The organism is Streptomyces sp. BBFR102, assembly GCF_051397025.1.
Lineage (GTDB): Bacteria > Actinomycetota > Actinomycetes > Streptomycetales > Streptomycetaceae > Streptomyces.
In genome coordinates this window covers 3,188,013-3,213,634 of record NZ_CP195757.1, presented here as the reverse complement: position 1 = coordinate 3,213,634, position 25,622 = coordinate 3,188,013, and the positions used below count along the sequence as shown (strand labels likewise).

31 protein-coding genes are annotated in these 25,622 nt (G+C 73.2%); 15 read left to right on the top strand and 16 right to left on the bottom strand.

Annotated elements, in window-relative coordinates:
* Window positions 1–29: 29 nt before the first annotated feature.
* The 5 genes from ACSLIC_RS14265 (at window position 30) to ACSLIC_RS14245 (ending at window position 3,888) form a co-directional block, all read left to right on the top strand.
* Window positions 30–347: a hypothetical protein gene (locus ACSLIC_RS14265; protein ID WP_436738060.1), complete on the top strand. Its 318-nt coding sequence runs from the start codon at window positions 30–32 to the stop codon at window positions 345–347.
* 162 nt (window positions 348–509) lie between these two features.
* A complete protein-coding gene (locus ACSLIC_RS14260) occupies window positions 510–899 on the top strand; it encodes a GntR family transcriptional regulator (RefSeq protein WP_436738059.1) in 390 nt (129 codons plus the stop codon).
* On the top strand, window positions 896–1,906 hold the full coding sequence (locus ACSLIC_RS14255) for an ABC transporter (protein ID WP_436738058.1): 1,011 nt from the start codon (window positions 896–898) through the stop codon (window positions 1,904–1,906). The genes ACSLIC_RS14260 and ACSLIC_RS14255 overlap by 4 nt, the downstream gene beginning before the upstream one ends.
* 33 nt (window positions 1,907–1,939) lie before the next feature.
* Window positions 1,940–2,857: an ABC transporter ATP-binding protein gene (locus ACSLIC_RS14250; RefSeq protein ID WP_436738057.1), complete on the top strand. Its 918-nt coding sequence runs from the start codon at window positions 1,940–1,942 to the stop codon at window positions 2,855–2,857.
* On the top strand, window positions 2,854–3,888 hold the full coding sequence (locus tag ACSLIC_RS14245; protein WP_436738056.1) for an ABC transporter: 1,035 nt from the start codon (window positions 2,854–2,856) through the stop codon (window positions 3,886–3,888). Before ACSLIC_RS14250 ends, ACSLIC_RS14245 begins: the two co-directional genes overlap by 4 nt.
* A gap of 187 nt (window positions 3,889–4,075) precedes the next feature.
* Here the strand turns inward: ACSLIC_RS14245 and ACSLIC_RS14240 are convergent, their stop codons facing one another.
* Together ACSLIC_RS14240 and ACSLIC_RS14235 are read right to left on the bottom strand one after the other, a co-directional pair.
* Window positions 4,076–4,285 (bottom strand): DUF397 domain-containing protein, encoded by a 210-nt coding sequence (locus ACSLIC_RS14240; protein WP_436738055.1) that lies wholly within the window; start codon window positions 4,283–4,285, stop codon window positions 4,076–4,078.
* On the bottom strand, window positions 4,278–5,111 hold the full coding sequence (locus ACSLIC_RS14235) for a helix-turn-helix domain-containing protein (RefSeq protein WP_436738054.1): 834 nt from the start codon (window positions 5,109–5,111) through the stop codon (window positions 4,278–4,280). Before ACSLIC_RS14235 ends, ACSLIC_RS14240 begins: the two co-directional genes overlap by 8 nt.
* Before the next feature lie 160 nt (window positions 5,112–5,271).
* Here ACSLIC_RS14235 and ACSLIC_RS14230 point away from each other — a divergent pair, with 160 nt between their 5' ends.
* From ACSLIC_RS14230 to ACSLIC_RS14220, 3 genes are all read left to right on the top strand, one after another.
* Window positions 5,272–5,490 carry a hypothetical protein gene (locus tag ACSLIC_RS14230; RefSeq protein WP_436738053.1) on the top strand — a complete coding sequence of 73 codons (219 nt, stop codon included), beginning with the start codon at window positions 5,272–5,274 and terminating at the stop codon, window positions 5,488–5,490.
* 169 nt (window positions 5,491–5,659) lie between these two features.
* On the top strand, window positions 5,660–6,094 hold the full coding sequence (locus ACSLIC_RS14225; RefSeq protein ID WP_436738052.1) for a hypothetical protein: 435 nt from the start codon (window positions 5,660–5,662) through the stop codon (window positions 6,092–6,094).
* 41 nt (window positions 6,095–6,135) lie between these two features.
* Complete coding sequence (locus ACSLIC_RS14220) at window positions 6,136–6,315, top strand: hypothetical protein (protein ID WP_436738051.1); 180 nt, start codon at window positions 6,136–6,138, stop codon at window positions 6,313–6,315.
* A gap of 189 nt (window positions 6,316–6,504) precedes the next feature.
* Here ACSLIC_RS14220 and ACSLIC_RS14215 read toward each other — a convergent pair whose 3' ends face one another.
* The 5 genes from ACSLIC_RS14215 to ACSLIC_RS14195 form a co-directional block, all read right to left on the bottom strand.
* Entirely contained in the window at window positions 6,505–7,410 is a 906-nt protein-coding gene (locus tag ACSLIC_RS14215; RefSeq protein ID WP_436738050.1) for an alpha/beta fold hydrolase, read from the bottom strand.
* Between the two features lie 131 nt (window positions 7,411–7,541).
* Complete coding sequence (locus tag ACSLIC_RS14210) at window positions 7,542–9,197, bottom strand: IS1182 family transposase (protein WP_436738049.1); 1,656 nt, start codon at window positions 9,195–9,197, stop codon at window positions 7,542–7,544.
* A 133-nt stretch (window positions 9,198–9,330) separates the two neighbouring features.
* Complete coding sequence (locus ACSLIC_RS14205) at window positions 9,331–11,535, bottom strand: ABC transporter permease (protein ID WP_436738048.1); 2,205 nt, start codon at window positions 11,533–11,535, stop codon at window positions 9,331–9,333.
* Window positions 11,532–12,251, bottom strand: coding sequence for an ABC transporter ATP-binding protein (locus tag ACSLIC_RS14200; RefSeq protein WP_436738047.1), 720 nt, complete (start codon window positions 12,249–12,251; stop codon window positions 11,532–11,534). Before ACSLIC_RS14200 ends, ACSLIC_RS14205 begins: the two co-directional genes overlap by 4 nt.
* Window positions 12,252–12,439: 188 nt before the next feature.
* On the bottom strand, window positions 12,440–12,790 hold the full coding sequence (locus ACSLIC_RS14195) for a hypothetical protein (protein ID WP_436738046.1): 351 nt from the start codon (window positions 12,788–12,790) through the stop codon (window positions 12,440–12,442).
* 555 nt (window positions 12,791–13,345) lie between these two features.
* Here ACSLIC_RS14195 and ACSLIC_RS14190 point away from each other — a divergent pair.
* The 3 genes from ACSLIC_RS14190 to ACSLIC_RS14180 all read left to right on the top strand — a co-directional run bounded on the left by ACSLIC_RS14190 (window position 13,346) and on the right by ACSLIC_RS14180 (window position 17,104).
* A complete protein-coding gene (locus ACSLIC_RS14190; protein WP_436738045.1) occupies window positions 13,346–15,574 on the top strand; it encodes an RNA degradosome polyphosphate kinase in 2,229 nt (742 codons plus the stop codon).
* Window positions 15,558–16,544 (top strand): CHAD domain-containing protein, encoded by a 987-nt coding sequence (locus tag ACSLIC_RS14185; RefSeq protein ID WP_436738044.1) that lies wholly within the window; start codon window positions 15,558–15,560, stop codon window positions 16,542–16,544. The genes ACSLIC_RS14190 and ACSLIC_RS14185 overlap by 17 nt, the downstream gene beginning before the upstream one ends.
* A gap of 107 nt (window positions 16,545–16,651) precedes the next feature.
* A complete protein-coding gene (locus tag ACSLIC_RS14180) occupies window positions 16,652–17,104 on the top strand; it encodes a DUF1992 domain-containing protein (protein WP_436738043.1) in 453 nt (150 codons plus the stop codon).
* Window positions 17,105–17,131: 27 nt separating this feature from the next.
* On the opposite strand, the gene ACSLIC_RS14175 is transcribed toward ACSLIC_RS14180, so the two are convergent.
* The 4 genes from ACSLIC_RS14175 to ACSLIC_RS14160 form a co-directional block, all read right to left on the bottom strand.
* A complete protein-coding gene (locus ACSLIC_RS14175) occupies window positions 17,132–17,833 on the bottom strand; it encodes a type 1 glutamine amidotransferase domain-containing protein (protein ID WP_436738042.1) in 702 nt (233 codons plus the stop codon).
* A 111-nt stretch (window positions 17,834–17,944) separates the two neighbouring features.
* Window positions 17,945–18,313, bottom strand: a complete 369-nt coding sequence (locus tag ACSLIC_RS14170) for a hypothetical protein (protein WP_436738041.1) — start codon at window positions 18,311–18,313, stop codon at window positions 17,945–17,947.
* Window positions 18,314–18,627: 314 nt separating this feature from the next.
* On the bottom strand, window positions 18,628–18,831 hold the full coding sequence (locus tag ACSLIC_RS14165) for a cold-shock protein (protein WP_436738040.1): 204 nt from the start codon (window positions 18,829–18,831) through the stop codon (window positions 18,628–18,630).
* A gap of 241 nt (window positions 18,832–19,072) precedes the next feature.
* Window positions 19,073–19,921 carry a class I SAM-dependent methyltransferase gene (locus ACSLIC_RS14160; RefSeq protein WP_436738039.1) on the bottom strand — a complete coding sequence of 283 codons (849 nt, stop codon included), beginning with the start codon at window positions 19,919–19,921 and terminating at the stop codon, window positions 19,073–19,075.
* Between the two features lie 158 nt (window positions 19,922–20,079).
* Here ACSLIC_RS14160 and ACSLIC_RS14155 point away from each other — a divergent pair, with 158 nt between their 5' ends.
* The 3 genes from ACSLIC_RS14155 (at window position 20,080) to ACSLIC_RS14145 (ending at window position 21,942) form a co-directional block, all read left to right on the top strand.
* On the top strand, window positions 20,080–20,673 hold the full coding sequence (locus ACSLIC_RS14155; protein ID WP_436738038.1) for a TetR/AcrR family transcriptional regulator: 594 nt from the start codon (window positions 20,080–20,082) through the stop codon (window positions 20,671–20,673).
* Window positions 20,674–20,717: 44 nt separating this feature from the next.
* Window positions 20,718–21,227 carry a GNAT family N-acetyltransferase gene (locus ACSLIC_RS14150; protein WP_436738037.1) on the top strand — a complete coding sequence of 170 codons (510 nt, stop codon included), beginning with the start codon at window positions 20,718–20,720 and terminating at the stop codon, window positions 21,225–21,227.
* 172 nt (window positions 21,228–21,399) lie between these two features.
* Entirely contained in the window at window positions 21,400–21,942 is a 543-nt protein-coding gene (locus ACSLIC_RS14145) for an AAA family ATPase (RefSeq protein WP_436738036.1), read from the top strand.
* A gap of 147 nt (window positions 21,943–22,089) precedes the next feature.
* On the opposite strand, the gene ACSLIC_RS14140 is transcribed toward ACSLIC_RS14145, so the two are convergent.
* The 4 genes from ACSLIC_RS14140 to ACSLIC_RS14125 form a co-directional block, all read right to left on the bottom strand.
* A complete protein-coding gene (locus ACSLIC_RS14140; RefSeq protein WP_436738035.1) occupies window positions 22,090–22,839 on the bottom strand; it encodes a hypothetical protein in 750 nt (249 codons plus the stop codon).
* 300 nt (window positions 22,840–23,139) lie between these two features.
* Entirely contained in the window at window positions 23,140–23,346 is a 207-nt protein-coding gene (locus ACSLIC_RS14135; RefSeq protein WP_436738034.1) for a DUF397 domain-containing protein, read from the bottom strand.
* A gap of 81 nt (window positions 23,347–23,427) precedes the next feature.
* A complete protein-coding gene (locus tag ACSLIC_RS14130; RefSeq protein ID WP_436738033.1) occupies window positions 23,428–23,634 on the bottom strand; it encodes a DUF397 domain-containing protein in 207 nt (68 codons plus the stop codon).
* Complete coding sequence (locus tag ACSLIC_RS14125; protein ID WP_436738032.1) at window positions 23,631–24,458, bottom strand: DUF5753 domain-containing protein; 828 nt, start codon at window positions 24,456–24,458, stop codon at window positions 23,631–23,633. Before ACSLIC_RS14125 ends, ACSLIC_RS14130 begins: the two co-directional genes overlap by 4 nt.
* 122 nt (window positions 24,459–24,580) lie before the next feature.
* Here ACSLIC_RS14125 and ACSLIC_RS14120 point away from each other — a divergent pair, with 122 nt between their 5' ends.
* Entirely contained in the window at window positions 24,581–25,186 is a 606-nt protein-coding gene (locus ACSLIC_RS14120; protein WP_436738031.1) for a hypothetical protein, read from the top strand.
* 84 nt (window positions 25,187–25,270) lie between these two features.
* On the opposite strand, the gene ACSLIC_RS14115 is transcribed toward ACSLIC_RS14120, so the two are convergent.
* Entirely contained in the window at window positions 25,271–25,549 is a 279-nt protein-coding gene (locus ACSLIC_RS14115; protein WP_436738030.1) for a hypothetical protein, read from the bottom strand.
* Window positions 25,550–25,622 lie beyond the last annotated feature (73 nt).

Sequence of the window (25,622 nt, the reverse complement as noted above, 5' to 3'; positions counted from 1 at the left end):
CCACCCCAAAGCTCGCTAGGGTCCACCCCATGCGCCCGATGCCGTCCGCCGACATGGTCAGCCTGATCTCCTTCCTCGCCGTGCTGCTGGTCTTCTTCAGCATCGACGTGCGGTCCAGGGACCCGGCGGCCTCCCAGCCCTGGCAGGCGAGCCTCTTCGAGTGGGCGTCCCGGATCGGGGGTGTCGCCACGGCCCTGGCCTTGACCCTGGGGTGGGTGGACCTCTTCCTCCCGGACGAGAGCAGCCCGATCCACGTGGCCTTCGTGGCCGTACCCGGGTCGACGGCCGTCCTGTGCGCCATCGCGCTGGGGCTGGAGATGCTGTGGCAGCGCGGGGAGCCGTCCTGACGGGGGCAGGGAGGCCGTTCCGGCGGCGTGGGCGCGCGGCTTCGAGGCGCCTCTGTTCGAGCCGTGACCTCGCCGCCTCACGCCCACCCCCTGGGGGGACTTGACGTTTGAGCGGAGCTGCATCACCCTTTCACTACTTGATTAGTGAAAGGGGGGTGACAGGTGATCGCCTACCGGATCGACCGGCGCAGCGGAGTCGCCACCTACCTCCAGATCGTCCAGCAGACCCGGCAGGCGTTGCGGCTGGGACTGCTGGAGCCCGGGGACAAGTTGCCGACCGCCCGCGAGGTGGTGGAGGCGACCGCGGTCAACCCCAACACCGTGCTGAAGGCGTACCGCGAGCTGGAGCGCGAAGGGCTGGTCGAGGCCCGCCGGGGCCTGGGCACCTTCGTCCGCCGCACCCTCGGCACCGACGCCGACACCGGGCCGCTCCAGGCGGAGTTGGCCCAGTGGGCGGCGCGGGCGCGGAAGGCCGGGCTCGGGCGCGAGGACGTGGCCGCGCTCTGCGCGGCGGTACTGGACTCGACGTATCCGGCGGAGGGTGAACGATGAGCACGACCTTGAACAGGCCCGCACCGGACGCCGTCTCGGCCGCGCCGACACCCTCGGTCGTCACGCTGGCCAGGGTCGCGCTGCGACTGCACCGGGGGGCGCTGGTGACCTGGCTCGCCGTGGTGGTGCTGGCGGCGGCGGGGCTGGTGTGGCTGCGGTCGCTGGGGATGTCGGCCGAGATCCTGGGGCCGCCCGACTGCTGGCGCCAGCCGGACTGCCTGCCCCGCGAGCCGGGTGTCGACCCGAACCTCGCGCTCCACCTCCAATGGTCCGGCGCGACTGTCCCCATCCTGCTGAGCACGCTGCCCGTGGCCGTCGCCGCCTGGGCCGGTGCCGCCCTCACCGGGGCCGAGCAGGAACGGGGGACGGCCGCGTTCGCCTGGACGCAGTCGGTCTCGCCGCGCCGCTGGGTCGCGGTGAAGTGGTCGGTCGCGGGAGCCGTGGTCGTGGCCGGGGTGGGCCTGCTGGTGCCGCTGTACGTATGGGCCCGGTCCGTTCCGTACCTGGCCGAGACCCCGCTGGACGACTGGACGGTCCAGCTCCTCTTCTCCGCCTCCGGACCGGCCACCCCGGCCCTGTATCTCCTCGCCGTCACCCTCGGCGCGTACACCGGGCTGCTGCTGCGGCGCTCGCTGGCCGCTCTGGCGGTGTCGGCGGGGGCCATGTTCGGGGCGGTGAAGGGCTTGCCGCTCCTGATCCCCCACCTGTGGCCGGCGGAACGGGTCTTCGGCTGGGACAGGGAGTCCGTCCCGGGGAAGGCGTGGGTGCTCAGCTCCGGGCCGGTCGACGGGCAGGGCCGGACCGTGTCGATGGACGGCTGCTACCTCGACGACGAGTCCCTCGTCCGCAGTTGCGTCGAGGCGAAGGGCGCCGAGGGCTTCGAGACCGTCTACCACCCCGCCTCCCACGCCGTCCCCCTCCACCTCGCCGAGGCGGCCCTGGTCCTCGTGGTCACCGCCGCGCTCGCCTTCGCGGCCCTGCGCCTGCTGCGCCGCCGCACCGCCTGACCCTCGCCCTCCCGTCCCCACGAAGGAATCACCATGACCGACACCGCCATCGAGGCCCGGGGCCTCGGCAAACGGTTCGGGCGCCGGGCCGCGCTCGACGCCTGCTCGTTCCGGCTGCCCGCCGGGCGGATCTGCGCCCTGGTCGGGCCGAACGGCGCGGGCAAGAGCACCCTGCTCACGCTCGCCGCCGGACTGGCCAGGCCCTCCGGCGGGGAGCTGCGCGTCCTCGGCGCCGGCCCCGCCGAGGCCCGCCGCGAGATCGCCTACGTCGCCCAGGACAAGGCGCTCTTCCCGCAGTTGACCGTGGCCGACACCCTGCGACTGGGCGCGGACCTCAACCCGGGCCGCTGGGACCAGGAGGCCGCCGAGCGGATCGTGTACGAGGACGGGGCCGAATCGGCGCTCGACCCGTCCGCCAAGGTGCGCGGCCTCTCCGGCGGGCAGCGGACGCGGGTCGCGCTGGCGCTCGCCCTCGGCAAGCGGCCCGCCCTGCTCCTCCTCGACGAGCCGGTCTCGGACCTCGACCCGCTGGCCCGCCACCAGTTGATGGGGACGCTGCTCGCGGAGGCGGCCGAGCGCGGCACCACCGTCGTCATGTCCTCGCACATCCTCGGCGAGCTGGCCGGAGCCTGCGACTTCCTCCTCCTGCTCGGCGGCGGGCGGGTCCGGATGGCCGGCCCGGCGGAGGACCTGACCGCCGTGCACCGCCTGGTCACGGGCCCCGGCGGCCCGGACGACCTCGCCCCGCACACGGTGGTGGAGTCCCGCCCCAACGGGCGCGGCCTCAGCGCCCTGATCCGTCCCGAAGGCCCGGTCGGCGGCGGCTGGGAGTGCGAGGAGCCGAACCTGGAGGACGTCCTCCTGGCCCACCTGCGCAACCCGTCCGCGCCCGCGCTCCTCGCCCCCGAGGCGACCGCGCGGGACCTGGCCGGGGCGGGGGTGCGGGCGTGACGACGACCCTGGCTCCCGACCGGCGCACCGAGGCGCCCGGCCCCGCTTCCGCGCGCACCCCGCGCACCGCGCTCCCGCGTGCGGCGCTCCGGCTGCACCGCAAGGCGCTGGTGGTGGGCGCGGCCCTGGTCGGCGTCTTCACCCTGCTGCTGCTCGGCTCCCTGCTGTGGCGCTCCCTGTACAGCCCGGCCCAGGCCGCCGCCTGCGGCACCGGAGCCGGATGCCCGGGACTCCACTCGTACGGGACGGCGCACTCCGTCTTCTGGTCCCTGCTCAACCAGAGCCAGAACGTGCTGCTCCTCGTCCCCCTCGTCATCGCCGCCTACGCGGCCGGCCCGCTCACCGCCCGCGAACGCGAACTCGGCACCCACCACCTCCTGTGGACCCAGTCCGCCGCCTCGCCCACCCGCTGGCTCCGCTCCACCCTCGCGCTGGCTTCCGTGGCCGTCGCGGTGGCGGGTGTCCTCCTGGTCATGGTCTACCGGACGGCGCTCGCCCCGGTGGCAGGGGCGTGGGGCGTCGGCGGCTGGGTCCCCGGCGGGTACGCCGCCTCGGGGCCCGTACTCGTGGCGTACTGCCTGCTCGGGCTGGCCGTGGGGGTGTGCGCGGGGACCCTCATCGGGCGTGCCCTGCCCGCGATCTTCGCCGGGGTGGTCGGGACCGGGCTGTTGATGGGGGTGGGCGTGGCGGTCCGGCCCTGGCTGTGGCCGGCCTCCACCCTGACCGTCCCCTTCACCCGGGACCGCAGCGCTTGGCCCGCTTCCGGTGCCGACTGGCCCGAGGACGCCGAGATACGGGGCCAGTGGCTCGTGACGGGGAACGGGGACCGGATCGACCTCGAATCCTGCTACGCCACGCCGGGCGGGATCGCGGGGTGCGGATCGCGGTCCGGAGCGGAGAACTGGCTCGTGGAGTTCCACCCGTTCTCCCACCGCCTGCCCGTCATGCTCGTCGAGACCGGGCTCGTCCTCCTGCTGGCCGCCCTCGCCGTGGGCGCCGCCTTCCTCGTCCTGCGGCGGCGCACGCCCTGACCTCGGCGAGGGGCGGGGTTCGTGGGCCTCGGGCGTCGGCGGGGGGTCCTGACGGCGGAGCCATCCTGGCCGTGCCGGTCACCAGCGACCTCACCCGCCGGCCAGGTCGATGGTGGCCGACCACCCGCGCAAGAGCCCCGCCGCACTCCGGACCACCGGAGGCGCGGCGGGGCTCCTGAGCGCTACGTCAGCCGCAAGCCTTCGCGAACGTCACGAGGGCGGCGAAGCCCTCGGGGGTGAGGGTCAGATGCGGGGCGTGCGGGGTCTTGCTGTCACGCACCAGGACTTCGCCGGTGAGGGCGGCGTGCTGCGGGGCCCACTCGACGCACTGGCCTTCCCCGGCGCTGTACGTGCTCTTGACCCACCGCAGGGCCCCGAGGGCGGGAACGTTACTCATTTGCGTGGTCCTCCATGATCTTGCGAATCAAAGCGCGTGATCCCTCTTCGGAGAGCGCCGTCATGCGTAGCCGGTCGAGCTTCTTGACCGCCGAGGCCACCACGGCCGGTGACTCGTCCACCTGCCCGCCGTGGGTCGGCGTCTCGGTGTAGACCGCGCGGGGCTTCTCGTCCAACGCAAGCAGCGTAAAGGGCAGATGGGATGGTGCGGCACCCGCGACGAAGGGAAAGACTTGAACCGTCACATGGGGCGACCGCATGAGCACCAAGAGGTGCTCCATCTGTCCGGCCATGACGGAGGGACCCCCGACATGCGCGCGCAGCACAGCCTCATGAACGATCACCCAGAGCAGGGGCGGCTCGTCTCGATTCAGAACCGCCTGCCGACGCAGGCGGAGTTCCACGCGTGCCTTTATCTGTTCGTCGGACTCGCGCGGGAACGTGGCACGGGTGACCGCCGCCGCGTACTCAGGCGTTTGCAACAAGCCCATGAGGAAGGTGCACGAGTAGTCAGTGATGCCGGTGGCCGACTCTTCCAGCGCAATGTACGGAACGAACCAGTCCGGATGCCCCTGCCTGCCGAGCCTCTTCCGTAGACGCTTGTAGAGACCCGGAGTTCCAGCCACACGGTCCATGGCGATGGCGAACGCCTCGGAGGCCAGTACAGCCCCCTTTTCCACCTTGCTCACTTGCCCCTGGTTGTAGTGCAACTTCGCAGCGAACGCCTCCTGCGAGAGCCCCAGCGCATCACGTAGCGCCTTGGCCTCACCCCCGAAGTATTCGGCGCCGTTCTTGGGTTCGCACTCCTCGCCGACCTCTTCGTTCACCTGTTCAACCTCCCTCTATGCCTCACTGGTTGGCGGGATATGCCATGCCCCTTGGCATGGCTTCAGCCCTTTTGAGAGTACGCCTCGGCGGTCACTGTTGGTGTGCACCCGGTTACACGTACGCAGCCGGCGAAGCAGCCCCACCGAAGGACCACACCGTATGAACGCCGAGTCGGCCTCTCCGCCCCCTGTCGACACCGATCAGCCGCCCACCCCGGATTCGCGGACGGGCGTCGCCCCCTGCCGCCCCTGCCAGGAACTCGCCCTCGCCGAAGCCGTCGCCACGGCCGAGTACGACTGGAGCAGGGCGACCGACTGCCGGGTGCTGCGCAAGCGGCACCGGGAGTCCGGGGAGTGTGGGGCCGGGGAGTCGGCGTGAGGGGTGCGGACCCCGTCGGGGAGGAGCCCGAGTTCAATCCGCTGGCGTTTCCGCCGTGCGCCTGTCCGCGTCACCGGGCCCACGACGGCCCCGCGCCCGCCGAGGGCGAGGAGTCCGCCGTGCTCCGGGAACTCCGTGCGCGGGTCGCCGAGGAGAACGGGGCGCGGCGGTGGGTGCGGGGGCAGGGGTGACGGGCGTGGAGTACCTGGCCGAGACGTACGGCGGCGACGCCGGGACCAGCGTTCACCTCGGCGGGACCATCGTCCCGACCCGCCGCCTCGCGCTCCGCTGGCTGCGGGGGCAGGCCCGGCGGCTGGCCGACGCGCTCGACCCGCACCCGCGCACCGGCTGGGCCCCGCCCGGCACGCTCCGGCGGATACCGGCCGCCGTCCGGGACGCCCCCGGCGCCCTGCGCGGGTGGCACGCCTCCACCGAGTCCCAGGACGCGGCCCTGCGCTGCCTGGCGGACGGCGAACCCTTCGTCTTCCTCACCCAGGACACGGCGTGCTGGTACCGCCTCACCGCGCACCCCCTGCCCGTACCGCCCGTACCGAGCACCACCCGCCCCCGGCGCCTCGTCCGCCTCACCCCTTCATCGGCATGACGGCCGCGCCCCGCCCGGCCCCGGCGACCAGGAGCAACCGCGTGCGACCCACCCCGGACGACGCCACCACCGACCCGGCCCTCGTCCCGGTCAGCGCCCCGGACCAGGCCGACCATAACCAGGTCGGCCCCGACCAGCCCACCCCCCAGACCCCCCGCCTCGTCCGTTGCCCGATGCTCGCCTGCGGCCGACTGCACGAGCTGCCACCGGACTTCGCGTAGACGCGTCACGCGGGCCGGCCCCTGCCGGAGCTGTGACACTGTTGGCAAACTTGTACAGGCCGGGCTACTCCGCCCCGGGTTCGACACGATGCTCCTGCGCTGGCCTCCCGCTGTCTGGGCCGCTCTGCCCGTTGGTTCCGTTGGGGCTCGCAAAGTGGAGGAAGAGGTAGGAGGGCGGTCCGCTATGTCTCACTCCATCCGTGCCCGCTCGATCACCGTGAGAACGGCCTCCGTCACAGCCTCCGGCCGGCTGCGGTGGATGTAGTGCCCAGCGTCGCGCACGACCCTGTGCTCGCCGTGCTCCGCTTCAGCGGCGACCTGCGCCTGCAGCTTCGTCCACCGCTCCCGCAACCGCCGGGGCATCCCCTGCATCGCGCTCAGGACGGTTACGGGTACTTCCGGCAGGCGCGAGGCCGCGCGCAGTCGCCGGATGGCGGACGCTTGCCGAGGGATCATCCGGTTCTCAGCCATCGCGGTGCGTACCTGGTGTTCATCGGCGTAGCACGCCAGTTCCGCCTCGACAAGCAGGTCCCGGACGCGCGGGTCGTCGGTCACCGCTTCGGCCGACCACACAGCCGCTTTGCGCAGGGAGCGTTCGGTGCGTCCCAGCACCCTCTGTATGGCGAATAGACGCATGAAGGCCTCCTCCGCAACCCGTCCGATCAAGGGATCGAACTCCTCATGGGCCGGATCGACAAGGACAAGCCCCGATACCAACTCCGGGGCAGTCCACGCCACCTGTTGGGCGAGCTGGCCTCCCCAGCTGTTGCCGACCAAAATGCAGGGCCCCCGTCCTGCCTCAGTCAGCAACGCGATCAGGTCCGCCACCGCGGAGCCAGCGGTGAGCAGCGGCGCTGGATCACTCATGCCGAGCCCTGCACGGTCGTAGGCGATGACGCGTACGTGCCCGGCCAGCACGGGCATCAGCGGCGCCCATGTCAGCGCCGGTGTACCGCTGGCCGCGTCCAGGACCACCGTGGGGCTGCCCGACCCCGCCTCGACCCACCGCAGTGCCCGCCCGCCCCGATCCAGCTCACCGCGCGTTACGCCGCACGGTATGAGTTCACTAAGCGCCTTCACCACTGCGTCGCTCATGGGCTCCCCTCCCGTTAGATGAAGCCCCCATGCTGACGGGTGCGGGACCCGGGCAACAGCCCATGGGCCGGGGCCGTCTTCCCTCCGGGGCAGAGGTGATCCGGGTGATCCGGAAGAAGGTCCTACCAGTGCTAGTCGGTGGGCCGTAGGGCCGCCAGGCGAGATGTTCGTGTGCGGGCTCGTGGGGTTTCGGTCCACCACGCATTGAGGCGGTGGAAGTTCATCGCCGTGGCCGTGAGCTGGTGCTGAAGCCGGGCTTTGGGCAGGCCGTGATACCGGCATTGCCGCAGGCCGAAGGCTCGAACACCTTGGGAGATGGTGCCTTCGACACCGGCCCGGTGTGCGTACTGCTTCTTCCAATCCTGAGTATCTTCCTGGGCTCGTGCCTGCTGGATCGCCTCATACTCCGCTTGCGGACGGAGGGTAATCCGGCGGCCCATGTCCCACTTACTGTTGGAGCGGGTGCACTGCTCTCGGGTCTTGCAGGGACGGCAGGCAGACGGCGGGAACCGTGCTCGGACCACGGCTGTCCCCTCCTGGGAGCGGTCTTCGGCCCAACGGCTGCTGGTTGCGCCGTTGGGGCAGGTCACCTGCCGGTTTTCCCAGTCGACGGCGAAGTCTGCCTGGGAGAAGCCGCCGTCCTTGGTCTGCCAGCTGGTGGAGGCGAGGATTGGGCCCACCAGAGTCACTTTGTGATTTCGGCGGGCGGTGACCACTTCCCTGGCGGTTGCGTAGCCCGCGTCGACCAGGTGACGGTCGGGCAGGAGGTCGCGCTCAGCAAGGTGGGCGTGGATCGGGGCGACCAGCCGCACGTCTTGGACGGTGGAGGCGGTCGTGGCGACGTAGGTGATCAGATTCGGGCTGTCCGGCTCGCAGGTCTCGGTGAGGTGGACCTTGTAGCCGTCCCAGAAGATGCCGCGCTTTACGCTGCCCCGTGCGTCGGTGTCGTAGGGCGTGACCAGGCGGTCCGCGCCCGGCGGGCGGTCCTTGAGGTCCCGGCGGTGGACTTGTCCGTTGTCGACGAAGTACTGCTGGTTCCACATCTGCCGAAGGTTCTGGACCCGGTCAAGCAGCCGTAGGGACGCAGGGGCGTCGGGTGCGTGCAGGGCTGCAAGAAGTCTCAGCCCGTCGGCGCCGATCTGCTCGATCAGCTCGGTCTGTTTGGCCTTCCCCTTGGGCAGCCGGGTGTCCTCGAACCGGATCGCGTACCGGTCGAACCACTCAGGCGGAGCCCACCCAGCCAGCCACTCCGGCTCGTGGGTCGCCACGCTGTTCAGTGCGGCACGCAGAGTTTCACCGAGCCGCACCAGCCCGTCGATCTGCCGGGCGGCGGACAGCACGATCGTGGAATCCGTGCGCGCACGGCCACCGGCCTTGAGCAGCCCGTGCTCCGCAGCGGCCTCAAGCACCCGGTCTAGGAGCTGAATCCCGGCATCTCCGGCGATCAGCCGGTCCCTGAACTCGGTGAGCACCGAATGGTCGAACCCCGGATCGACCAGTTCCAGTCCCAGCAGGTACTTCCAGTCCAGCCGTCCGCGCACAGCGTCCGCGGCCTGCCGGTCCGAGAGGCCCTCGGCGAACTGCATGATCGACACCAGTGCCAGCCTGCCCGGCGACCAGGCCGGCTTCCCCCTGGCCGGGTACAACCCGGCGAAGTCCGCGTCCGGGAATAGCTCGCCCAACTCGTCACGGATCCGCATCGCCAGGCTGCCCTTTGGGAACGCAGCCCGGGCCACCCGGGCCGTCTCCTCCGGAACGCCGTCGATCTTCTTGGCGTGCAAGGACACCAACACCCTCCCCAAATGCAACGTCGGCTTTCACGACCACAACGGGTCATGAAGGCCGACGTCACGTTCAGGCCCGGGATTCGCCAACAGTGTCGAGCTGTCGGCGGGGGCCGGGTCCTGGGCGGGGGTGGGGTCAGTCCGCGCGGGGGCGCCATCTCGTCGCCTCGCGGGCGGCGGTGGCGCCGGCCCAGGCCCAGAAGAGGAGGGCCAGGAACTCGACGGCGGCCAGGGTGCCGAACAGGACCGGCCACGACTGGGTGGCGCCGCCGCCGGGGCCGGTGAGGGGCGTCCCGAGCCAGACGGCCGCCCCCGCGCCCAGGAGCGCGGCCAGCGCGAGGGGCAGGCCGATGGTCCACCAGGCCGTCGCGGCGAAGACCCCGCGGCTGCCGGTGAGCACACTGACCGGCGCCACGGAGCGGCTGAACCCGAGGAAGTCGCCCAGGTTGTTGAGGCCCGCGGCGACGGTCAGGAAGACGACGCCGACCAGGCCCAGGAACATCACCCAGATCGCGGGCTTCTCCAGCTCCGCCGCCCCGACCAGCCACTCCCCGCTCAGCTCGGAGACCGACGGGCCCGCCATGTGCTGGTAGTACGCCTTCTTGACCTCGGCCACCGGCAGGTCACCGCCACCCTCCCCCACCAGCACGATCTGGTCGGGCGGTGCGGAACGGCCGGTCACCGGGCCCTCCTGGAGTCGCGTCGTCCCCTGACCGGAGGCGTACCAGGTGTCCAGCTCCCGGAGCCGTTCGTCCGGCCGCCCCCCGGAGTCCCCTCCGCACGGGGCGCCCACCGCCGCCAGGGCGGCACAGGGGCCCCGCAGGAAGAGCCGGTCCCCGTCCTCCTGGGGCAGGTGCAGGCCGAGCGCGTGCACCCCCGGCGGGAGGGCCCCGAGGAAGCCGTCCAGCGGGGCCGGGTCCTTCGGCAGCGGATCACCGACGACCAGGAGGCTCTGGCCGACCCGGGCCGCGACCGAACGGGCTTCCACCATCGGCTCGTTGAGCCGGCTGGACCAGAGCTGGACCTGGCTCACCAGCCCGATGGCGATGATCACGCCGGCCACCATCCGGGCGCACACGCCTGGTTGGGCGATGTTCCACCGCCCGGCGATCAGGGGCCCGGGGCGGCCTCGGCGGTTCCCGAAGCGCACCAGGCCGTGCCCGGCCCACCGGACGAGCAGGGAGACGACCGCCGGCAGGGTCGCCAGGGTGCCCAGGACCCCCACCGAGTAGAGCCCCAGGAACAGCAGGGGGGAAGTGCCCTGGGGGTCCGCGAGACCCGGGCCCCTCGTCCCCACCACCAGGAAGACCGGGCAGAGCCAGACCGCCACCCGCGAGACCCGCCCGGCACGGGGGGCGGGCCGGGTGCCTCCGGTTCGCGCGGGTGCCCGGTGCAGGAGCACCACGGCCGCCAGGACGAGGAACGCGGCGGCCACGACCGCACCGTAGAGCTGTGGTCCCCAACGCCGGAGGTCGGCGGCGGCGAGGGTGAAGTCGACGACGGGGACGGTCACGTCGCCCCACTGCGCGCAGAACACCAGGACGGCCCCGAACAGCGCGCCCAGCGCCACCGGCACCGCCGCCTCGCCGAGGTCGACCAGGGCGCGGGCCCGCCGCCCGGCCCCCAGGGCGCCGAGCAGAGCGGTACGGCGGTCACGGGCGGCGGCACCCGACCGCGCGGCGATCACCACGAGGGCACCGGCGGGCAACAGGGTCAGTCCCACGACGGCCACGGTGAACGTCGTCAGGGACTGCACCCGGATCTGGTCCCCGACCGTGGCGACGCTCCCGGACCCGTATCCGGCGATGTCCCACAGGGTCCCGGGCGCCACCGCTCCTTCGGGGGCGCGGACGTAGGCCAGCCGCTCCCCGGGGACGGACAGCCCCTCCTCCCCGATGACCCCCACGACCTCGCCGTACCGGTCGGTCGAGCCCTCCTCGGCCAGCGCCGCGCGCAGGGCCGGGGAGAGCACCGCCTGCCCCGGTCCGGGCCACGCACGCACCCCGGGCGGCAACGGGGCGTCCGCGCCGCCCGGCTCGATGGTGATGACGTCGTGCTGAAGCCCCCCGGCGGTGTCGAACATCTGCCGCCAACGGGCTCCCACGTCCCCCTCGTCCCCGCCCTCCCCGCGCGGGAGGAAGACCGGCGCGCGGTCGGCGCCGCGCAGTTCGCGGCCGTCGTAGGTGGCGAAACCCGCCACCACGGAGGTCAGGCCGAGACAGAGCGCGGCGGTGGCGCACAGCAGCGCCACGAACCGCAGCCGCCCGCCCCGCGCACCACGCCCCGCCGCCCGCCCGATCCGCAGGAGCTGCCGCCACAGCGGCGGCGCCGTCCGCCTCACCGGGCGTCACCCCGTACGGCCCCGGCGCCGACGGGTACGAGCCGCCCTTCCGCCAGCTCGACGTGCCGGCTCGCGCGGCGGGCGACGGCATGGTCGTGGGTGACCACCACCAGCGCGCACTGCCAGCGGCTCGGCGCCGAGAACAGCAGGTCCGCGACGTCGTCCCGGGTCGCGGCGTCGAGCGCCCCGGTCGGCTCGTCGGCGAGCAGCACACGCGGCCGGTTGACCAGGGCGCGGGCCAGCGAGGTCCGCTGGCGCTCGCCGCCCGACAGGTCGGCGGTCGCGGTGGTGCCGTGCGGCACGCCCAGTTCCCCGAGCAGCTCCGACGCCCTGCCGTACGCCTCGTCCCGGGCCACGCCGGAGAGCAGGGCGGCCAGCGCCACGTTCTCCAACGGCGTCAGCTCCGGCAGCAGTTCGCCGAACTGGAACACCATGCCGAGGTGCGCCCGGCGATGCTCGGCGAGCCCGCGCCCCTTCAACCGGGCGATGTCCGTCCCCGCCACCAGGACCTCCCCGCCCTGAGGCCGCACCAGCCCGAGCAGGCAGGACAGGAACGTGCTCTTCCCGCTGCCGCTGGGCCCGGTGACCGCGACCGACTCCCCATCGGCCACCACGAGTTCCGCGTCCTCCAGAAGGGCGCGCCCCCCGATCGCGTATCTCAGCCCGCGAACCTGGAGGGCGGGCGCGTCGGGGGGTGGCGGTGGCGTCGGAGCCATGGGGGTCTCTCTTCTCTACGGTTCCAGTGGGCCGTGAGGGCGAACGGGCGGAGGGGCGTGGTCACGGACAGGGACAGCGCCACGCAGGCGAGCCGACCGCCTCTCGCGATCGGCTCGCCTCGGGCCACGTGGGGCGGGCTCCCCGGGCACGGACCGCTTCAGACGGCCTCACGCTCCACAGCGGAGCCTCAGTTGAACTTCCAGGCGCCGCAGCTGTCCGGGGCGGCCTGCTCCTGCCGGCACGCACGGCCCTTGGCTATCTTGCTGCCCGTCGCGCTCTTGACGACGGTGCCGTTGCCGCTCTTGTTCCAGAGGTTCTTGATCGTGTTCGGGCTGGCCTGGCGCTCGTACTCCCCCTTGGCGGAGCGGCTGTCCGCGGAGGTGTCGTACACCCGGGCGATCTTGTGGCCCTCGTCGGAGCTGGTCGTCAGCTTCGAACCGGTCGTGGTGGCGCTCAGCGCGAACGCGGGCGCCGAGGCGAGCATCGCCCCGGCGCCGAGTGCGAGACCCGCGGCACGAAGAACGGTCTTCTTGTTCATGTGATTCCCCTCGTTATGTGAAGTGACCAGCGCCCGGCTTCACATGGTCGCCATGGGCACGACACACATTCGACACCGCCGTCACGCGAAGGTCACCACCTTTTTGATCTTGTGACCGAAGATCATCCCCGCCCCGCCCGGCTCCACTCCGCGAACCGGAAGTACCGCCCACCCGATCCCCCCGCACCGGCCAAGGGCCCCCGCGACCATGCGGAAGCCCGCGCAACCGAAGCCGGCCGCCCTCCCATATGGCTTGATCTTTTCCCTCTGCACACTCCGCCCTTCCCGGCGTGCACAACCCCGCCACCCGAAAGCCCGCGCAGAAGCCGGGCACCGCACAGCCCCGCCGCCCCCGAAGCCCCCGGCCCGCCCCACCCAAAAGGGTGCCCCCGCACACCCCGCGCGCCACGTCCCCGTAACCCCTGATTCAGCAACCCTTGGCACGCTCGCGCCATGCAGCCCGTAGTGCCCGAGCCCGGGCGGAAGCCACCCTTGAGGCTGGCTTCCGTCCCTTCCGACGCGCCCCAGGACCCCGCGAACGGGAAGAATGGGGCCATGCTGCGTACTCCAGGAGAGACCCCCGACCCGCTGGAGCAGGGTTCTCGGGCGCCCCGGGCCCCGCGCGCCTCCCCCGGCTCCCCGCACCGGCCGTCGACCGCCCCCCTGGAGCCCGATCTCGACTCGGACCCGGACGACTACGCGGGCGACGGCGCGGCGGAGCTGCCCGAGGGGCGCTTCCTGGACCGGGAACGCAGCTGGCTCGCCTTCAACGAGCGGGTGCTGGAGCTGGCCGAGGACCCGTACACGCCGCTGCTGGAGCGCGCCAACTTCCTGGCGATCTTCGCCTCGAACCTGGACGAGTTCTTCATGGTCCGGGTCGCGGGGCTCAAGCGCCGCATCGCCACGGGGGTGGCGACCAGGTCGGCCTCGGGGCTCCAGCCGCGCGAGGTGCTGGAGATGATCTGGGCGCGCTCGCGCGAGCTGATGGCCCGCCACGCCGCCTGCTACCAGCAGGACATCGCCCCGGCCCTGGCCGACGAAGGCGTGCACCTGGTGCGCTGGGCGGAGCTGGCGGAGGAGGAGCAGGCCCGTCTGTTCACCCTGTTCCGGCAGCAGATCTTCCCCGTACTGACCCCGCTCGCGGTCGACCCGGCGCACCCCTTCCCGTATATCTCGGGCCTGTCGCTCAACCTCGCCGTGGTCGTCCGGAACCCGGTCAGCGGCCACCGGCACTTCGCGCGGGTGAAGGTGCCGCCGCTGCTGTCGCGGTTCCTGGAGGCGTCGCCGGAGCGGTACGTGCCCATCGAGGACGTGATCGCGGCGCACCTGGAGGAGCTGTTCCCGGGGATGGAGGTGCTGGCGCACCACATGTTCCGGCTCACCCGGAACGAGGATCTGGAGGTCGAGGAGGACGACGCGGAGAACCTCCTCCAGGCGCTGGAGAAGGAACTCATGCGCCGCCGCTTCGGGCCGCCGGTCCGGCTGGAGGTCGAGGAGTCGATCGACCCGTACGTGCTGGACCTGCTGGTCCGGGAGCTGAAGATCAGCGACGCCGAGGTCTATCCGCTGCCGGGCCCGCTCGACCTCACCGGCCTCTTCGGCATCGCCGGCCTGGACCGGCCGGAGCTGAAGTACCGGAAGTTCGTGGCGCGCACCCACCGCGACCTCGCCGAGGTCGAGTCGGCCTCCGCGCCGGACATCTTCGCGGCGGTCCGCGAGCGGGACGTGCTGCTGCACCACCCGTACGACTCGTTCTCCACCTCCGTGCAGGCGTTCCTGGAGCAGGCGGCGGCGGACCCGGACGTGCTGGCCATCAAGCAGACGCTGTACCGGACCTCGGGCGACTCGCCGATAGTCGACGCGCTGATCGACGCGGCCGAGTCCGGCAAGCAGGTCCTCGTCCTGGTCGAGATCAAGGCCCGCTTCGACGAGCAGGCCAACATCAAGTGGGCCCGCAAACTGGAGGAGTCGGGCTGCCACGTCGTCTACGGACTGGTCGGCCTGAAGACCCACTGCAAGCTGTCGCTGGTCGTCCGCCAGGAGGGCGAACTCCTGCGCCGCTACTCGCACGTGGGCACCGGCAACTACCACCCGAAGACGGCCCGGCTCTACGAGGACCTCGGGCTGCTCACCGTCGACCCGCAGGTCGGCGCCGACCTCTCCGACCTCTTCAACCGGCTCTCCGGCTACTCCCGCCGCGAGAGCTACCGCCGCCTGCTGGTCGCCCCGCACTCGCTGCGGGCCGGGCTGGTCGCCCGTATCCACCAGGAGATCGAGCACCACCGGGCGGGCCGCGAGGCGTACGTCCGCATCAAGGTCAACTCGATGGTGGACGAGGCGGTGGTCGACGCGCTGTACCGGGCGAGCATGGCCGGGGTGCCGGTCGACGTGTGGGTGCGCGGGATCTGCGCGCTGCGGCCCGGGGTGCCCGGGCTCTCCGAGAACATCCGGGTGCGGTCGGTGCTCGGCCGGTTCCTGGAGCACTCCCGGGTCTTCGTCTTCGGCAACGGCGACGAGCCCGAGGTGTGGATCGGCAGCGCCGACATGATGCACCGCAACCTCGACCGGCGCATCGAGGCCCTGGTCCGCGTCACCGACCCGGTCCACCGCGCCACCCTCGACCGGCTGCTGGAGACCGGCATGGCCGACACCACCAGCTCCTGGCACCTGGACGCCGACGGCGAGTGGACCCGCCACAGCCACGACGCCGACGGCAGGCCGCTGCGCCCCGTACAGGAAATGCTCATCGACGCGCGGAGGCGCCGACGTGCCCCGAGTCCCTGAGCCGGTGCGCCCGCCCGGGCAGGCCCCCGGCCCCGCCGGGGCGGCGGCCCCCGTCGCCACCGCCCTGCGCGCCGAGGCCGCGGCCTTCCTGCGGGCCCTGCGCCACCACACCGAGGCCGCCCAGGACCCGCAGGAGGCCAGGGAGGCGGCCCGCGCGCTGGGCCGCTCGGCGCGCCGCCTCGGCGCCACCCTGCACACCTTCCGCCCGCTGCTGGACCGGGAGTGGGCCGACCGGCTGCGGCCCGAGCTGACCTGGCTCGGCGGCGTCCTCGCCGACGAGTACCTGGTGGCGGCCCGCCTGACCCGGCTGCTCGCCTCGCTCCACCGCCTCTCGGGCCCGGCCGCGCCCCGCCGGGGCGGCCCCGGCATAGGAGCCGCCAAGGCCGGCGCGCTGCTGGAGCGCCGGCTCACCCTCGCCCGGACCCGCGCCCACTCGGCGTGCCTGACGGCGTTCGCCTCGGCCCGGCTGCACGCCCTCGTCGACGAGATCGCGCTGCTCGGCGGCGAGGTGCCCCTCGCCCCGGACGTGCCCGGCCGCGCCGGGGCCGACGCCCTCGCCCAGGCCGCCGCCCGCCGCCTCGCCGACGCCGTCGCCGCCCTGCCGCTGCACCGCGCCGGCCACCCGTACAACGCCGACGCGCTGGCCCTCGCCGTACCGGTGCCGGACGGGCAGGACACGCCCTGGCACCAGGTCCGCCTACTGCTGCGCCTGCACCGTTACGCCCAGGAGGTCGTCGCCCCCGACCTCGGCCCCGACCCCCGCGTCGCCGCCGCCCGCCGCGCCCTCGACCACCACCGCGACGCCGCCGAGGCCGCCCACGAGGCCGCCTGTGCCGCCGCCACCCCCCGCATCGCCCCCACCACCGGCTACGCCCTCGGCGTCCTCCACGCCGACCAGCGCCACGAGGTCGAAGCCGCCCGCTACGCCTTCCAGCGGGCCTGGGCCGGGGAGGCGGTGGAGGTGGGGTGAGGGTGGGGGGTGAGTAGCGGCGGGGCGGACCCCGCCCCCACGCCCCGCCCCGAGCGACACGAGCCGTCCCCCTTGAGCCCCGCCCCGCCCCCTGCGACCCTGGAGCCATGACCGAGCGGAAACCGGCGGACGTCTCGTACGAGGACTGGGTGGATCATCAGATCCGGCAGGCCGAGCGGCGTGGGGAGTTCGCGGAGCTGCCTGGGCGGGGGAAGCCGCTGCCGGGGAACGAGATCGAGTACGACGCGCTGTGGTGGGTCAAGGCGAAGATGAAGCGGGAGGGGCTCGGGCAGGAGCAGGCCGACGCCTCGCACTCGCTGGTGGCGGTGTGCCGCCGGGACGCCGAGGAGCTGCCCGCCGTGCTGGCCCGGATCGAGGACGAGGCGGAGGTGCGCCGCCGGATCGCCGAGCTGAACAAGCGGATCACCGACCTGCACCTGATGCCGCCGCCCGGCCCGCCGCTGGGCATCCCCCGGTTCAAGGTGGACGAGGTGGTGCGGGAATGGCGCCAGGCGCGGAAGGCGGCGCGCAGGCGGCCAGGGGCGGCCGGGCGGGACTGACCCGCCCGACGCCCCGCCGGGCGGGGCTCACCGCAGAGCCCGCACCACCGCCTCGGCCACGGGCGCCGCGCTGGCCGGGTTCTGCCCGGTGATGAGCCGCCCGTCCTCCACCACGTACGGCGCGAAGGGCTCCTCGGCGGCGCGGTAGGAGGCGCCCACCGCGCGCAGCCGCTCCTCCAGGCTGAACGGCACGGCGTCCGCGCGCTGCGCCAGCTCCTCCTCGGGCCAGGAGAACCCGGTGACCTCGCGACCGCGCAGCAGCGGCGCACCGTCGGCGAGCGTGACCTCCAGCAGCCCGCACGGGCCGTGGCAGACGGCCGAGACGATCCGCCCGCCGTCGTGGAACGCGGCGATCAGCTCGCCGAGCGCCTTGCTGCGCGGGAAGTCGAACAGGGTGCCGTGCCCCCCGGCCAGGTAGATCGCGTCGTACCCGTCCGGGCGTACGTCGGCGACGGCGACGGTCTCTTCCAGCAGGTTCATGAACTCCCGGTCGGCGTAGCGCCGGGCGGTGCCCCGGTCGGCGAGGACGTCGTGGGCCAGGCTCTCGGGGTCGAGCGGGACGCGACCGCCGTCGACGCTGGCGATGGTCAGGTCGAACCCGGCCCGCTCGGCGACGTCGTGGAAGTGGGTCAGCTCGCCGAGCCACAGGCCCGTGCGGTAGCCGACGCTCTCGTACTCCCCGGCGCTGGTGACGACGATCAGGATGCGGCGGGTCGGGGTGGTGGCCATGGGGTTCCTGTCTCCTTCTCGGGCTCGACTGCGTACCAGCAGGCGCATACCCGCACAGAACCCCCGCAACGCCCCGCCCCCGCCCCGCGCCGCGGCGGGCGGGCGGAACGTTCAGCCCTGGTCGGTGATCTCCGGCGCGTAGACCGTGCCCAGCGGTTCGGGCCCGACGTACTGCTGGCAGTTGCAGGGGCGCTCCTCGAACCTGACCGGCTTGCGGTCGACGTCCCACTCGACCGGGGCCTGGACGCGCTCGTGGCAGCTGCCCCGCTTGTCGTGTTTGGCGAGGTGGTGCGTGCAGCCGCAGACGGGCTCCGGCGGGCGGCTCGCCGCGTCCAGGGCGCGCTGCCGCTCGGTCTCGGCGCGCTGGAGTTCCAGCTTGCGGGTGTGCCGCCCCCTGAGGGTGCTCCGCACGCTCTCCCCGATCCAGCTTCCCCCGCCCAGCAGCATGAACGCCAGGCCCCACCACATCCAGCCGCTCATCGAACGACTCCCCCCTGTGCCGTTTTTCCCGCATGGTACGCGCCGGTACCCGGCCCAGGGCGCGGCGCGGGCAGGTAACTCCCGCAAATGGCCCAGGCGTTGACCCGGCTGGTCGATCGGGATGAGGGTGCGGCTGCCGGCGGTCTCCACGTACTCGCGCCCGGGCGGCGACGGCCCCCCGGTCGCGCCCGGCGACGGCCTGGCACCCGGCCGGTCCACCCTGGCCGGGAGAGCCGGGCCGGTGGGCCCGGACAGCGGAAGGCGCCCCGCACCGGACGTGTGAGCCGGTGCGGGGCGCCTTCCGACGCGCGGCGTCAGATGAGCCTGATGTTCTCCGCCTGCGGGCCCTTCTGGCCCTGCGTGACGTCGAACTCGACCTTCTGGCCCTCGACCAGCTCACGGAAGCCGTTCGACTGGATGTTCGAGTAGTGGGCGAAGACGTCGGCGCCGCCGCCGTCCTGCTCGATGAAGCCGTAGCCCTTTTCGCTGTTGAACCACTTCACGGTGCCGGTGGCCATGTCTGCTCCCTGATCGAGGACGGGACCCGCACTGCGCGAGCCCCTCGGGTGTGAGGTGATCGCCCTGGTCCTTCGACTGCTGGCAAGCGGTACACCGGAACCATGACTGCTGCCCGCAAAGGTAGCCGACAAGGGCGCCCCGCGCCGGGAAACCGGGCGCTGCGCCGCGCCACGGGTCGCCCGCGAACCGCTCGCCGGAGTCCCGCGCGGCTCCGGGGCCCGCGCCCGGGACGGCGGCCGGTCAGGGCCGCTCCGCCGTGACCAGCCACGACGTGCTGAGCAGCCGTACGCCCGTGCCGTCCGCCGCCTCGTGGTCGCGCAGGTGCTCGCGCAGGACCGTACGGGCGCGGGCCAGCTCCGCGGCCGGGACCTGGCCCGCCAGGTGGCGGCCGGGCCCGGTGGCGAGCAGGAAGTCCGCCGCGTCGCCCGCGTCCCGGCCCCAGCGCCCGTACGCCTCCACCCGCTCGACGCCGACGGCGCTCCAGCCGGCCTCGGCGAGGAGCCGGCGGAGGCGGTCCGGCTCGGCCAGGGAGAACATGCCGGGGGTGCCCGCGCGCCCGAAGCCGCCGAGCGGCAGGACGCCGCGCAGCGAGGCCATGGCCGCGACCCAGCCGTTGCGTCCGGCCTCCGCCGGGCAGACGAAGGCGAGCCGGCCGCCGGGGCGCAGGGCGGTGCCGATCCGGGCGAAGGCGGCGACCGGGTCGGCGAAGAACATCACGCCGTACCGGCTGATCGCGGCGTCGAAGGCACCGGGCCCGAACGGGTGGGTCTGCGCGTCCCCCTGGACGAAGGAGGCGTTCGCGACCCCTTCCCCGGTGGCGCGGGCGCGTGCCTCCGCGAGCATGGGGGCGGAGAGGTCCAGGCCGAGGGCGTGGCCCCGGGATGCGCGGAGCGCGGCCAGCCGGGTGGTGCGGCCGGTGCCGCAGCCGATGTCGAGGACGTGGTCGGTCCCGGTGATGCGGGCGGCGTCGAGCAGCGGCTCGTTGAAGCCGTCGTTGACGGCGTTCCAGCGGTCCTGGTGGGCGGCCCAGTGGACGCCTTCCGGCCCGTTCCAGGCTTGCGACTGTTCGGCGTTGACGATCTCGGGCACGACGGACTCCCTCGCGTGGCGCGCTGCGGAACTCGGAATGGGCAAGCGCCCAAAGAATATGGGCGCATGCCCAAAACGGCAATCTCCGTTACGCTCCCCAGGCCGCCCGATCGGCGGGTGGCGGATCGAGCCGACCGACGGCGAGCTGAGGAGAGGCCATGTCACCCCGGGGAGTCGCGACACCGGACGTGAACGAACTGCTCTTCGCCGCCGCCGAACGCGTCGTCGTCCGGGACGGCCCCGGCGCCCTCACCAGCCGGGCAGTCACCACGGAGGCGGGCTGCTCCAAGGGGCTGCTGCACACGCACTTCGCCGGGATGGACGCGTTCGTGGCCGCGCTCTGCCTCGACCGCTTCGCCCGCAGCGCCGCGAGGGCCCGCGCCCTGCCGCCGCTGGCCGGAACCGGTACGGTCGCCGGCCACCTCGCCACCGTCACCGACGCGCTCTTCGGCTCCGGCGGCCCCGCCGTCTCCGGCCTGGCCCTGACCCGCCCCGGCGCCGCCCAGCGCTTCCGCGCGGCCATGGAGGCGGGCGCCCCCGGCTTCACCGCGATCCAGGAGGCGATCACCGCCTACCTCCGGGCGGAACAGAGCCTCGGCAGGTTCCCCGCCGCCACCGACCCCGACACCGCCGCCCTCTGCCTCGTCGGCACCGCCCACCACCTCCTGATGACCGACTGGCCGGGCGCCCCGGACCCCGAGCCGGCGCTGGCCCGGCTCATCGGCCTGCTGCTCGGGGACACCGCCGCCTGACGTCGGCCCGAAAACCGCTTGACCCGCACGCTTACGGTTCTCGCATGCCCCCTTCACCCCGCCCCCGCCTGGAACCGGTCACCGCCGCCAACTTCGAGACCGCGATCGGCGTGCGGGTCCGCCCCGACCAGGAGCACCTGGTGGCGCCGGTGGTGAAGTCCCTGGCCGAGGCGTACGTGCACCCGGACGCGGCCTGGCCCCGCCTGATCCTCGACGGCGAGCGGCCGGTCGGCTTCCTCATGGCCTTCCTCGACATCGACTTCACCGGCGACGGCACGGGCACCGACCTCCGCTCGGGACTTTGGCGGCTCAACATCGCCGCCGGCGAGCAGGGCCGGGGCTACGGCCGCTTCGCCGTCGAGTCGGTGGCCGCCGAGATCCGCCGCCGCGGCGGCACCCGGCTGACCGCCACCTGGCACCCGGGCGAGGACGGACCCGAGGGCTTCTACCTGGGGCTCGGGTTCCGGGCGACCGGGGAGACGAGCGGCGACGAGACGGTGGGCGTACTGGAGTTGGGCCCGCCCGACGCACGCCCGGCCGCCCCCTCCGCTTGAGGCCCGCCCCCGTCCGACGCCTCCGCCGACGCGGGCGGGCCCCTACGCCCCGGGCCCCCGCGCCGCTCCGGCACACCGACCCGGTCCCCGGACGGGGAGGCCGGGGTCCGATCTCCGCCAAGCCGCCGCCACGGCCTCCCCCTGCCACCCCAAGGGCACGTAAAGTCGGCGGGTGATCATCTGGCTGAATGGCACGTTCGGGGCAGGAAAGACCACCACGGCCGGGGAGTTGACCACCCGGATACGCGACTCGCGGATCTTCGACGCCGAGCGGGTCGGGGAACTGCTGGGGCACGTCCTGGGGGCGCCGGAAGGGGACTTCCAGGACGTGCCGCCCTGGCGCGGCCTGGTCGTGGAGACCGCGCGGCAGGTCCTGGACCACGCCGGGGGCACGCTGGTCGTCCCGCAGACGGTACTCGTCGAGCAGTACTGGCAGGAGATCCGCGCGGGTCTGGCCGCAGCCGGAATCCCGGTCCACCACTTCCTGCTCCACGCCGACCAGGACACCCTGGCCCACCGGATCGCCACCGACCCCGATCCCGGCGGCGCCGCCGGCCGCCGGTGGCGCCTGGACCACCTCCCCCGCTACCAGCAGGCCCTTCCCTGGCTGTACCGCGAGGCCGAGGTCATCGACACCGCCGAGCTACCCCCGGACCTCGTCGCGGAGGTCGCCGCGGCACGGATATGGCCGCACGGGGAGGGGCTGTACCGGTAGGGGCACGGCCGGCCCCGAAGGCCACGCCCCTTGGCCGCGCTGGTAGTTGAGGGCCGAGCATCCTTCGGCGAAGGGGCGGCGGGCCCGCCCGCCGCCGGAACCGGAGGCGCGGGCGGGCCGGGGCCCCGCGACACGGGCCCCGTGGGGTCAGGCGAGTGCGCGAACCTCGGCGGCCAGGGAGCGGCAGCCCCGGACGTAGTCGCGGGCCGCTGTCGGGGTGACCGCCTCCGGTTGCTGGAACGCCTGATTCCACAGGGCTTGCAGCCGGGCGTGGAGGGCTTGCCCCTCGGCGGGCAGCCCCAGTCCCGCCAGCCACGCCCGGATCTGCTCCGAACTGTGGCCGCGCGGCTGGGGGCCGAGCGGGTAGCCCCGGGCTCCCAGTACGTCCACGGCGCACTCCACCAGGCTCGCCCAGGCGTGGGCCACCGCGCGCACGGGCGCGTCGGCCGCCAGCTCCAGCGCCTCCTGGAAGGGGTCCGGCCGGCGCGGGGGCGGGGGCGTTGACCGGACAAGGTGGTCGCCGCCTCCACTCCAGCCACCCCACCCGCCCCCTGATGGAGGCTCGTTGGGACGCTCCCTCGGATCGGGAAGGGTGTCCTCCTCGTCCGGCGGGGGCTCCTCGTCCAGATCCTCCGGCCACCAGTCGGCGGAGGTCGACTCGACCGAGGCGGACAGTGTCCGCTCAGGCTCCCCGACCGGCGCGCGCAGGTCGTCGGCCTCGTCCCGCACGGCCCGCGCCGCCGCCTCGAACTCCAGCGTCCCGGCCGGGGTCTCCACCCGCGTGAGCCGCCCGAACGCCTGCTGGATCTGCGCCCGCACCATCCACACCAGGGCCAGCGTGACCACCGGCCACACCAGCGCGTCCAGGTACTTGAGCACCAACTCCGCTATCGCCACCCGCACATCCTCGCGGCACATCCCCACCCACCGGGCCGCGCCCGCGCATCGTGACCCGCCCGCAACACCGGTGTGCGCGCCGGGTCCTGAGGGAGGGCGGGGCCGGTGCTCGGACGTGCCCGGTTCCCGCGCACGCGTCGAAGGGCGCCCAGGCGCGGGCGGTGGCCGCGCGAGCGGCGTTCCGCTCGACGTGGGCGCCGCCGCCCGTTCCGCCGTGGGGCGGCTTGGCTCCGTCTCGGACGGGAGGGCGCACGACGACTGCTCGGGGTGGCCCCGGGCGAGGCCACCCGCGCCCCTGACTCAGGGGCGCACGCCCTTGGCGTGGTCCACGAACGCGGACCACGCCCGGACCCCGACCGTGAAGCCCGGCCGGCCGACGTCCTTGCTGTCCCGCACCGGGACCTCACCGAAGGCCGCCGCGTGGGCGGCGGCCCATTCGACGCAGCCCCCGCCACTACCGTTGCTGTAGGACGACTTGCCCCAACCAGGGTCCGTGGGTTTCGTCATCGGCAGTACCTCCAACTCGCACAGGCGCATAGCGCTACGACTCGGATTCTCCCGGTGAACAGGGCGCCGCGTAAGGGGAATTCAGAGGCGCACGGACTTGGCATAGTCCACGAACGCCGCCCAGGCCGGGGCTGCCACCGTGAAGCCCTGGAGGGCGATGTCCTTGCTGTCCCGGACGGGGACCTGACCGAAGTTGGCAGCGTGTGCAGCGGCCCACTCCACACACCCGCCACCATCGGTGTTGCTGTAGGACGACTTGGTCCAACCGTGACCGGGGACAGGGATCATTGGGGCAGTGCCTCCATCACATCGTGCATGAACTTGGCAGTCTCGGTGGGTGACAGCGCGCATCCCCAGAGACGTTCCCAACGAAGCATGCGCTTCTGCACCTCGGCGGGCGCCTCCAAGAGGGTTCCGCTACCAATCGACTCCTCGTAAGCCATGGAGTTCCCTTCCGGCAAGGTGAAGAGACTCAGCGAGCCACCAAGCAAGTTGTGCTCGCCATGGCCATACGGCAGGAGCTGAATGACGCACGTAGGAGTCTCCACCATGCTCACCAGGAACTCCAACTGCCGTTTCATCACCTCCGGCCCACCGATCGGACGCGCGATCGATGACTCGTCCAGGAGCACCGAGAGGTGCGGCGGATTCTGCCCGTAGAGCCGTGCCTGCCGTTGCTTGCGGACGGCCAGTTGCTCCTCCTGCCAAGCGAGGTCGCCCGGTCGGCCCGCCGCGAAGAGGGCGCGCGCGTAGTCGTCGGTCTGGAGCAGACCCGGTATGAGGGCGCCCGCGTACTCCTTGATGGACACCGCCAGCGCCTCGTACTCCATCCGGCGCTGGTACTGATCCTGGACAGCTTCCCGGCAGGCCAGCACGTACAGCTCCGCGAACAGCTCGTCCGTCCCGAACAGGTCGTCCAGAAGCGCGGGGATCTTCTCCGGGGCCAGATACTCGCCCCGTTCGACCCGGGCCAGTTGGGACTTGCTCATCGGGATCTTGGTGACGAGGTAGTCAAGGCTCCAACCTCGGGCTGCCCGCATCCGGCGGAGTCTCGCTCCGAACAGCTTCTTGTTCGAACCCGCCGGGTCGAGTTCCTTCGCGCGCGTACTCATGGGCATATGCCCCCTCTGTGCCACCGGGGAGTTGGTCCACGTTTCGCTGGCCAGCCTAGCCATCACTGGGTGAGTCTGAGGGCTCACGGAGAGAAACCGCCCCCCGGTGAGTAGGTACCCCCATGTCTCTTGTCGTCTGGCACCCCCGTACCCGTCGTCAGCTCGTGCTGCTGGATGTGGAGGGTGCCTTGCGCAGGGTCGCGGCGGTGCCGCTCGGGGATCGGGAGTTCCTGGTTCCGGAGAGGGAGTTGCAGACCTATCCGGGTGCCTCCGATCCCCGGGCGGTGGCGGGGTGTGTGGCGCGGCTCGTCACGCCGGAGACGGTGCGGGAGGGGGATCGGGTGTCGGTCGCCGGGGAGTACCGGCGGGTGCTGGCCTGTGGGCACACCCGGGCCGGGGGGCGGCGGTTGCAGTTGGAGGGGTACGGGCCGTGGGTGATGGCGTTCGACCGGGTGGCGTTCCGCGTGCCCGCCTCGCCGCAGCCCTGGAACGTGCCGGGCATCGAGGTCTCTCCGTGTGTTCCGCCGTACGCGCACTGTGTCACCTGTGAAGGAGCAGCCTTGTCCGCCTGGGTCCGCCATCTGGAGTGGAAGCGCGAGCAGATCCTCGCGCAGCACCGCGAGGGCATGTCCCTCGCCCGCCTGTGCGAGGTCTACGAGGTGCCGCCGGACGTGCTCCGGGCCTGCCTCGCCCGCTGGGAGCCGGAGGCGGCCTCCGAGGCGGGGTGAGCCACCCGGCCCCGGGCCGCGCGCGGGCCTACGCGCCCGCCGCCGCCCGCGCCTCGGCCAGGTAGGTCGCGACCGGGCCGAAGGTCAGCAACCCGCGTGCCGCGCCCGCCTGTCGGCCGTCGGCCGAGCGAGTTCGGTGGCCGCGCGGGCGGCGAGGCGGGGCGCACCGGCGAGGGTGGCGGCCTGTTCGACACGGCGGCGCCACGGCTCGGGGGCGGGCGGGTCGGCCGCGTGCGGCAGGGCCCCTTCGGCGAGGGCGTCGCCCCGTGGCTCCACCGCGACGGGGGCGAGCAGCCGGGCCCGTACCGCCTCGGGGGCTCCCTCGGGGAGGCCGGCGAGGACGCGTCCGGCGGACCGGACCACCGCGCGGGCGGCGTCGGGCGAAGCGTCGGCCCCCGGCGGCGCCGCCCGCCCGCACCCCGCCCGTTCGGGTGAA

Excerpts from the sequence above, each read along its gene's own strand:
- ACSLIC_RS14265 (WP_436738060.1), top strand. The coding sequence starts at position 30 with ATGCGCCCGATGCCGTCCGCCGACATGGTCAGCCTGATCTCCTTCCTC.
- ACSLIC_RS14255 (WP_436738058.1), top strand. The coding sequence starts at position 896 with ATGAGCACGACCTTGAACAGGCCCGCACCGGACGCCGTCTCGGCCGCG.
- ACSLIC_RS14250 (WP_436738057.1), top strand. The coding sequence starts at position 1,940 with ATGACCGACACCGCCATCGAGGCCCGGGGCCTCGGCAAACGGTTCGGG.
- ACSLIC_RS14240 (WP_436738055.1), bottom strand. The coding sequence starts at position 4,285 with ATGAGTAACGTTCCCGCCCTCGGGGCCCTGCGGTGGGTCAAGAGCACG.
- ACSLIC_RS14230 (WP_436738053.1), top strand. The coding sequence starts at position 5,272 with ATGAACGCCGAGTCGGCCTCTCCGCCCCCTGTCGACACCGATCAGCCG.
- ACSLIC_RS14215 (WP_436738050.1), bottom strand. The coding sequence starts at position 7,410 with ATGAGCGACGCAGTGGTGAAGGCGCTTAGTGAACTCATACCGTGCGGC.
- ACSLIC_RS14200 (WP_436738047.1), bottom strand. The coding sequence starts at position 12,251 with ATGGCTCCGACGCCACCGCCACCCCCCGACGCGCCCGCCCTCCAGGTT.
- ACSLIC_RS14195 (WP_436738046.1), bottom strand. The coding sequence starts at position 12,790 with ATGAACAAGAAGACCGTTCTTCGTGCCGCGGGTCTCGCACTCGGCGCC.
- ACSLIC_RS14190 (WP_436738045.1), top strand. The coding sequence starts at position 13,346 with ATGCTGCGTACTCCAGGAGAGACCCCCGACCCGCTGGAGCAGGGTTCT.
- ACSLIC_RS14180 (WP_436738043.1), top strand. The coding sequence starts at position 16,652 with ATGACCGAGCGGAAACCGGCGGACGTCTCGTACGAGGACTGGGTGGAT.
- ACSLIC_RS14175 (WP_436738042.1), bottom strand. The coding sequence starts at position 17,833 with ATGGCCACCACCCCGACCCGCCGCATCCTGATCGTCGTCACCAGCGCC.
- ACSLIC_RS14170 (WP_436738041.1), bottom strand. The coding sequence starts at position 18,313 with ATGAGCGGCTGGATGTGGTGGGGCCTGGCGTTCATGCTGCTGGGCGGG.
- ACSLIC_RS14165 (WP_436738040.1), bottom strand. The coding sequence starts at position 18,831 with ATGGCCACCGGCACCGTGAAGTGGTTCAACAGCGAAAAGGGCTACGGC.
- ACSLIC_RS14155 (WP_436738038.1), top strand. The coding sequence starts at position 20,080 with ATGTCACCCCGGGGAGTCGCGACACCGGACGTGAACGAACTGCTCTTC.
- ACSLIC_RS14150 (WP_436738037.1), top strand. The coding sequence starts at position 20,718 with ATGCCCCCTTCACCCCGCCCCCGCCTGGAACCGGTCACCGCCGCCAAC.
- ACSLIC_RS14135 (WP_436738034.1), bottom strand. The coding sequence starts at position 23,346 with ATGACGAAACCCACGGACCCTGGTTGGGGCAAGTCGTCCTACAGCAAC.
- ACSLIC_RS14130 (WP_436738033.1), bottom strand. The coding sequence starts at position 23,634 with ATGATCCCTGTCCCCGGTCACGGTTGGACCAAGTCGTCCTACAGCAAC.
- ACSLIC_RS14125 (WP_436738032.1), bottom strand. The coding sequence starts at position 24,458 with ATGAGTACGCGCGCGAAGGAACTCGACCCGGCGGGTTCGAACAAGAAG.
- ACSLIC_RS14120 (WP_436738031.1), top strand. The coding sequence starts at position 24,581 with ATGTCTCTTGTCGTCTGGCACCCCCGTACCCGTCGTCAGCTCGTGCTG.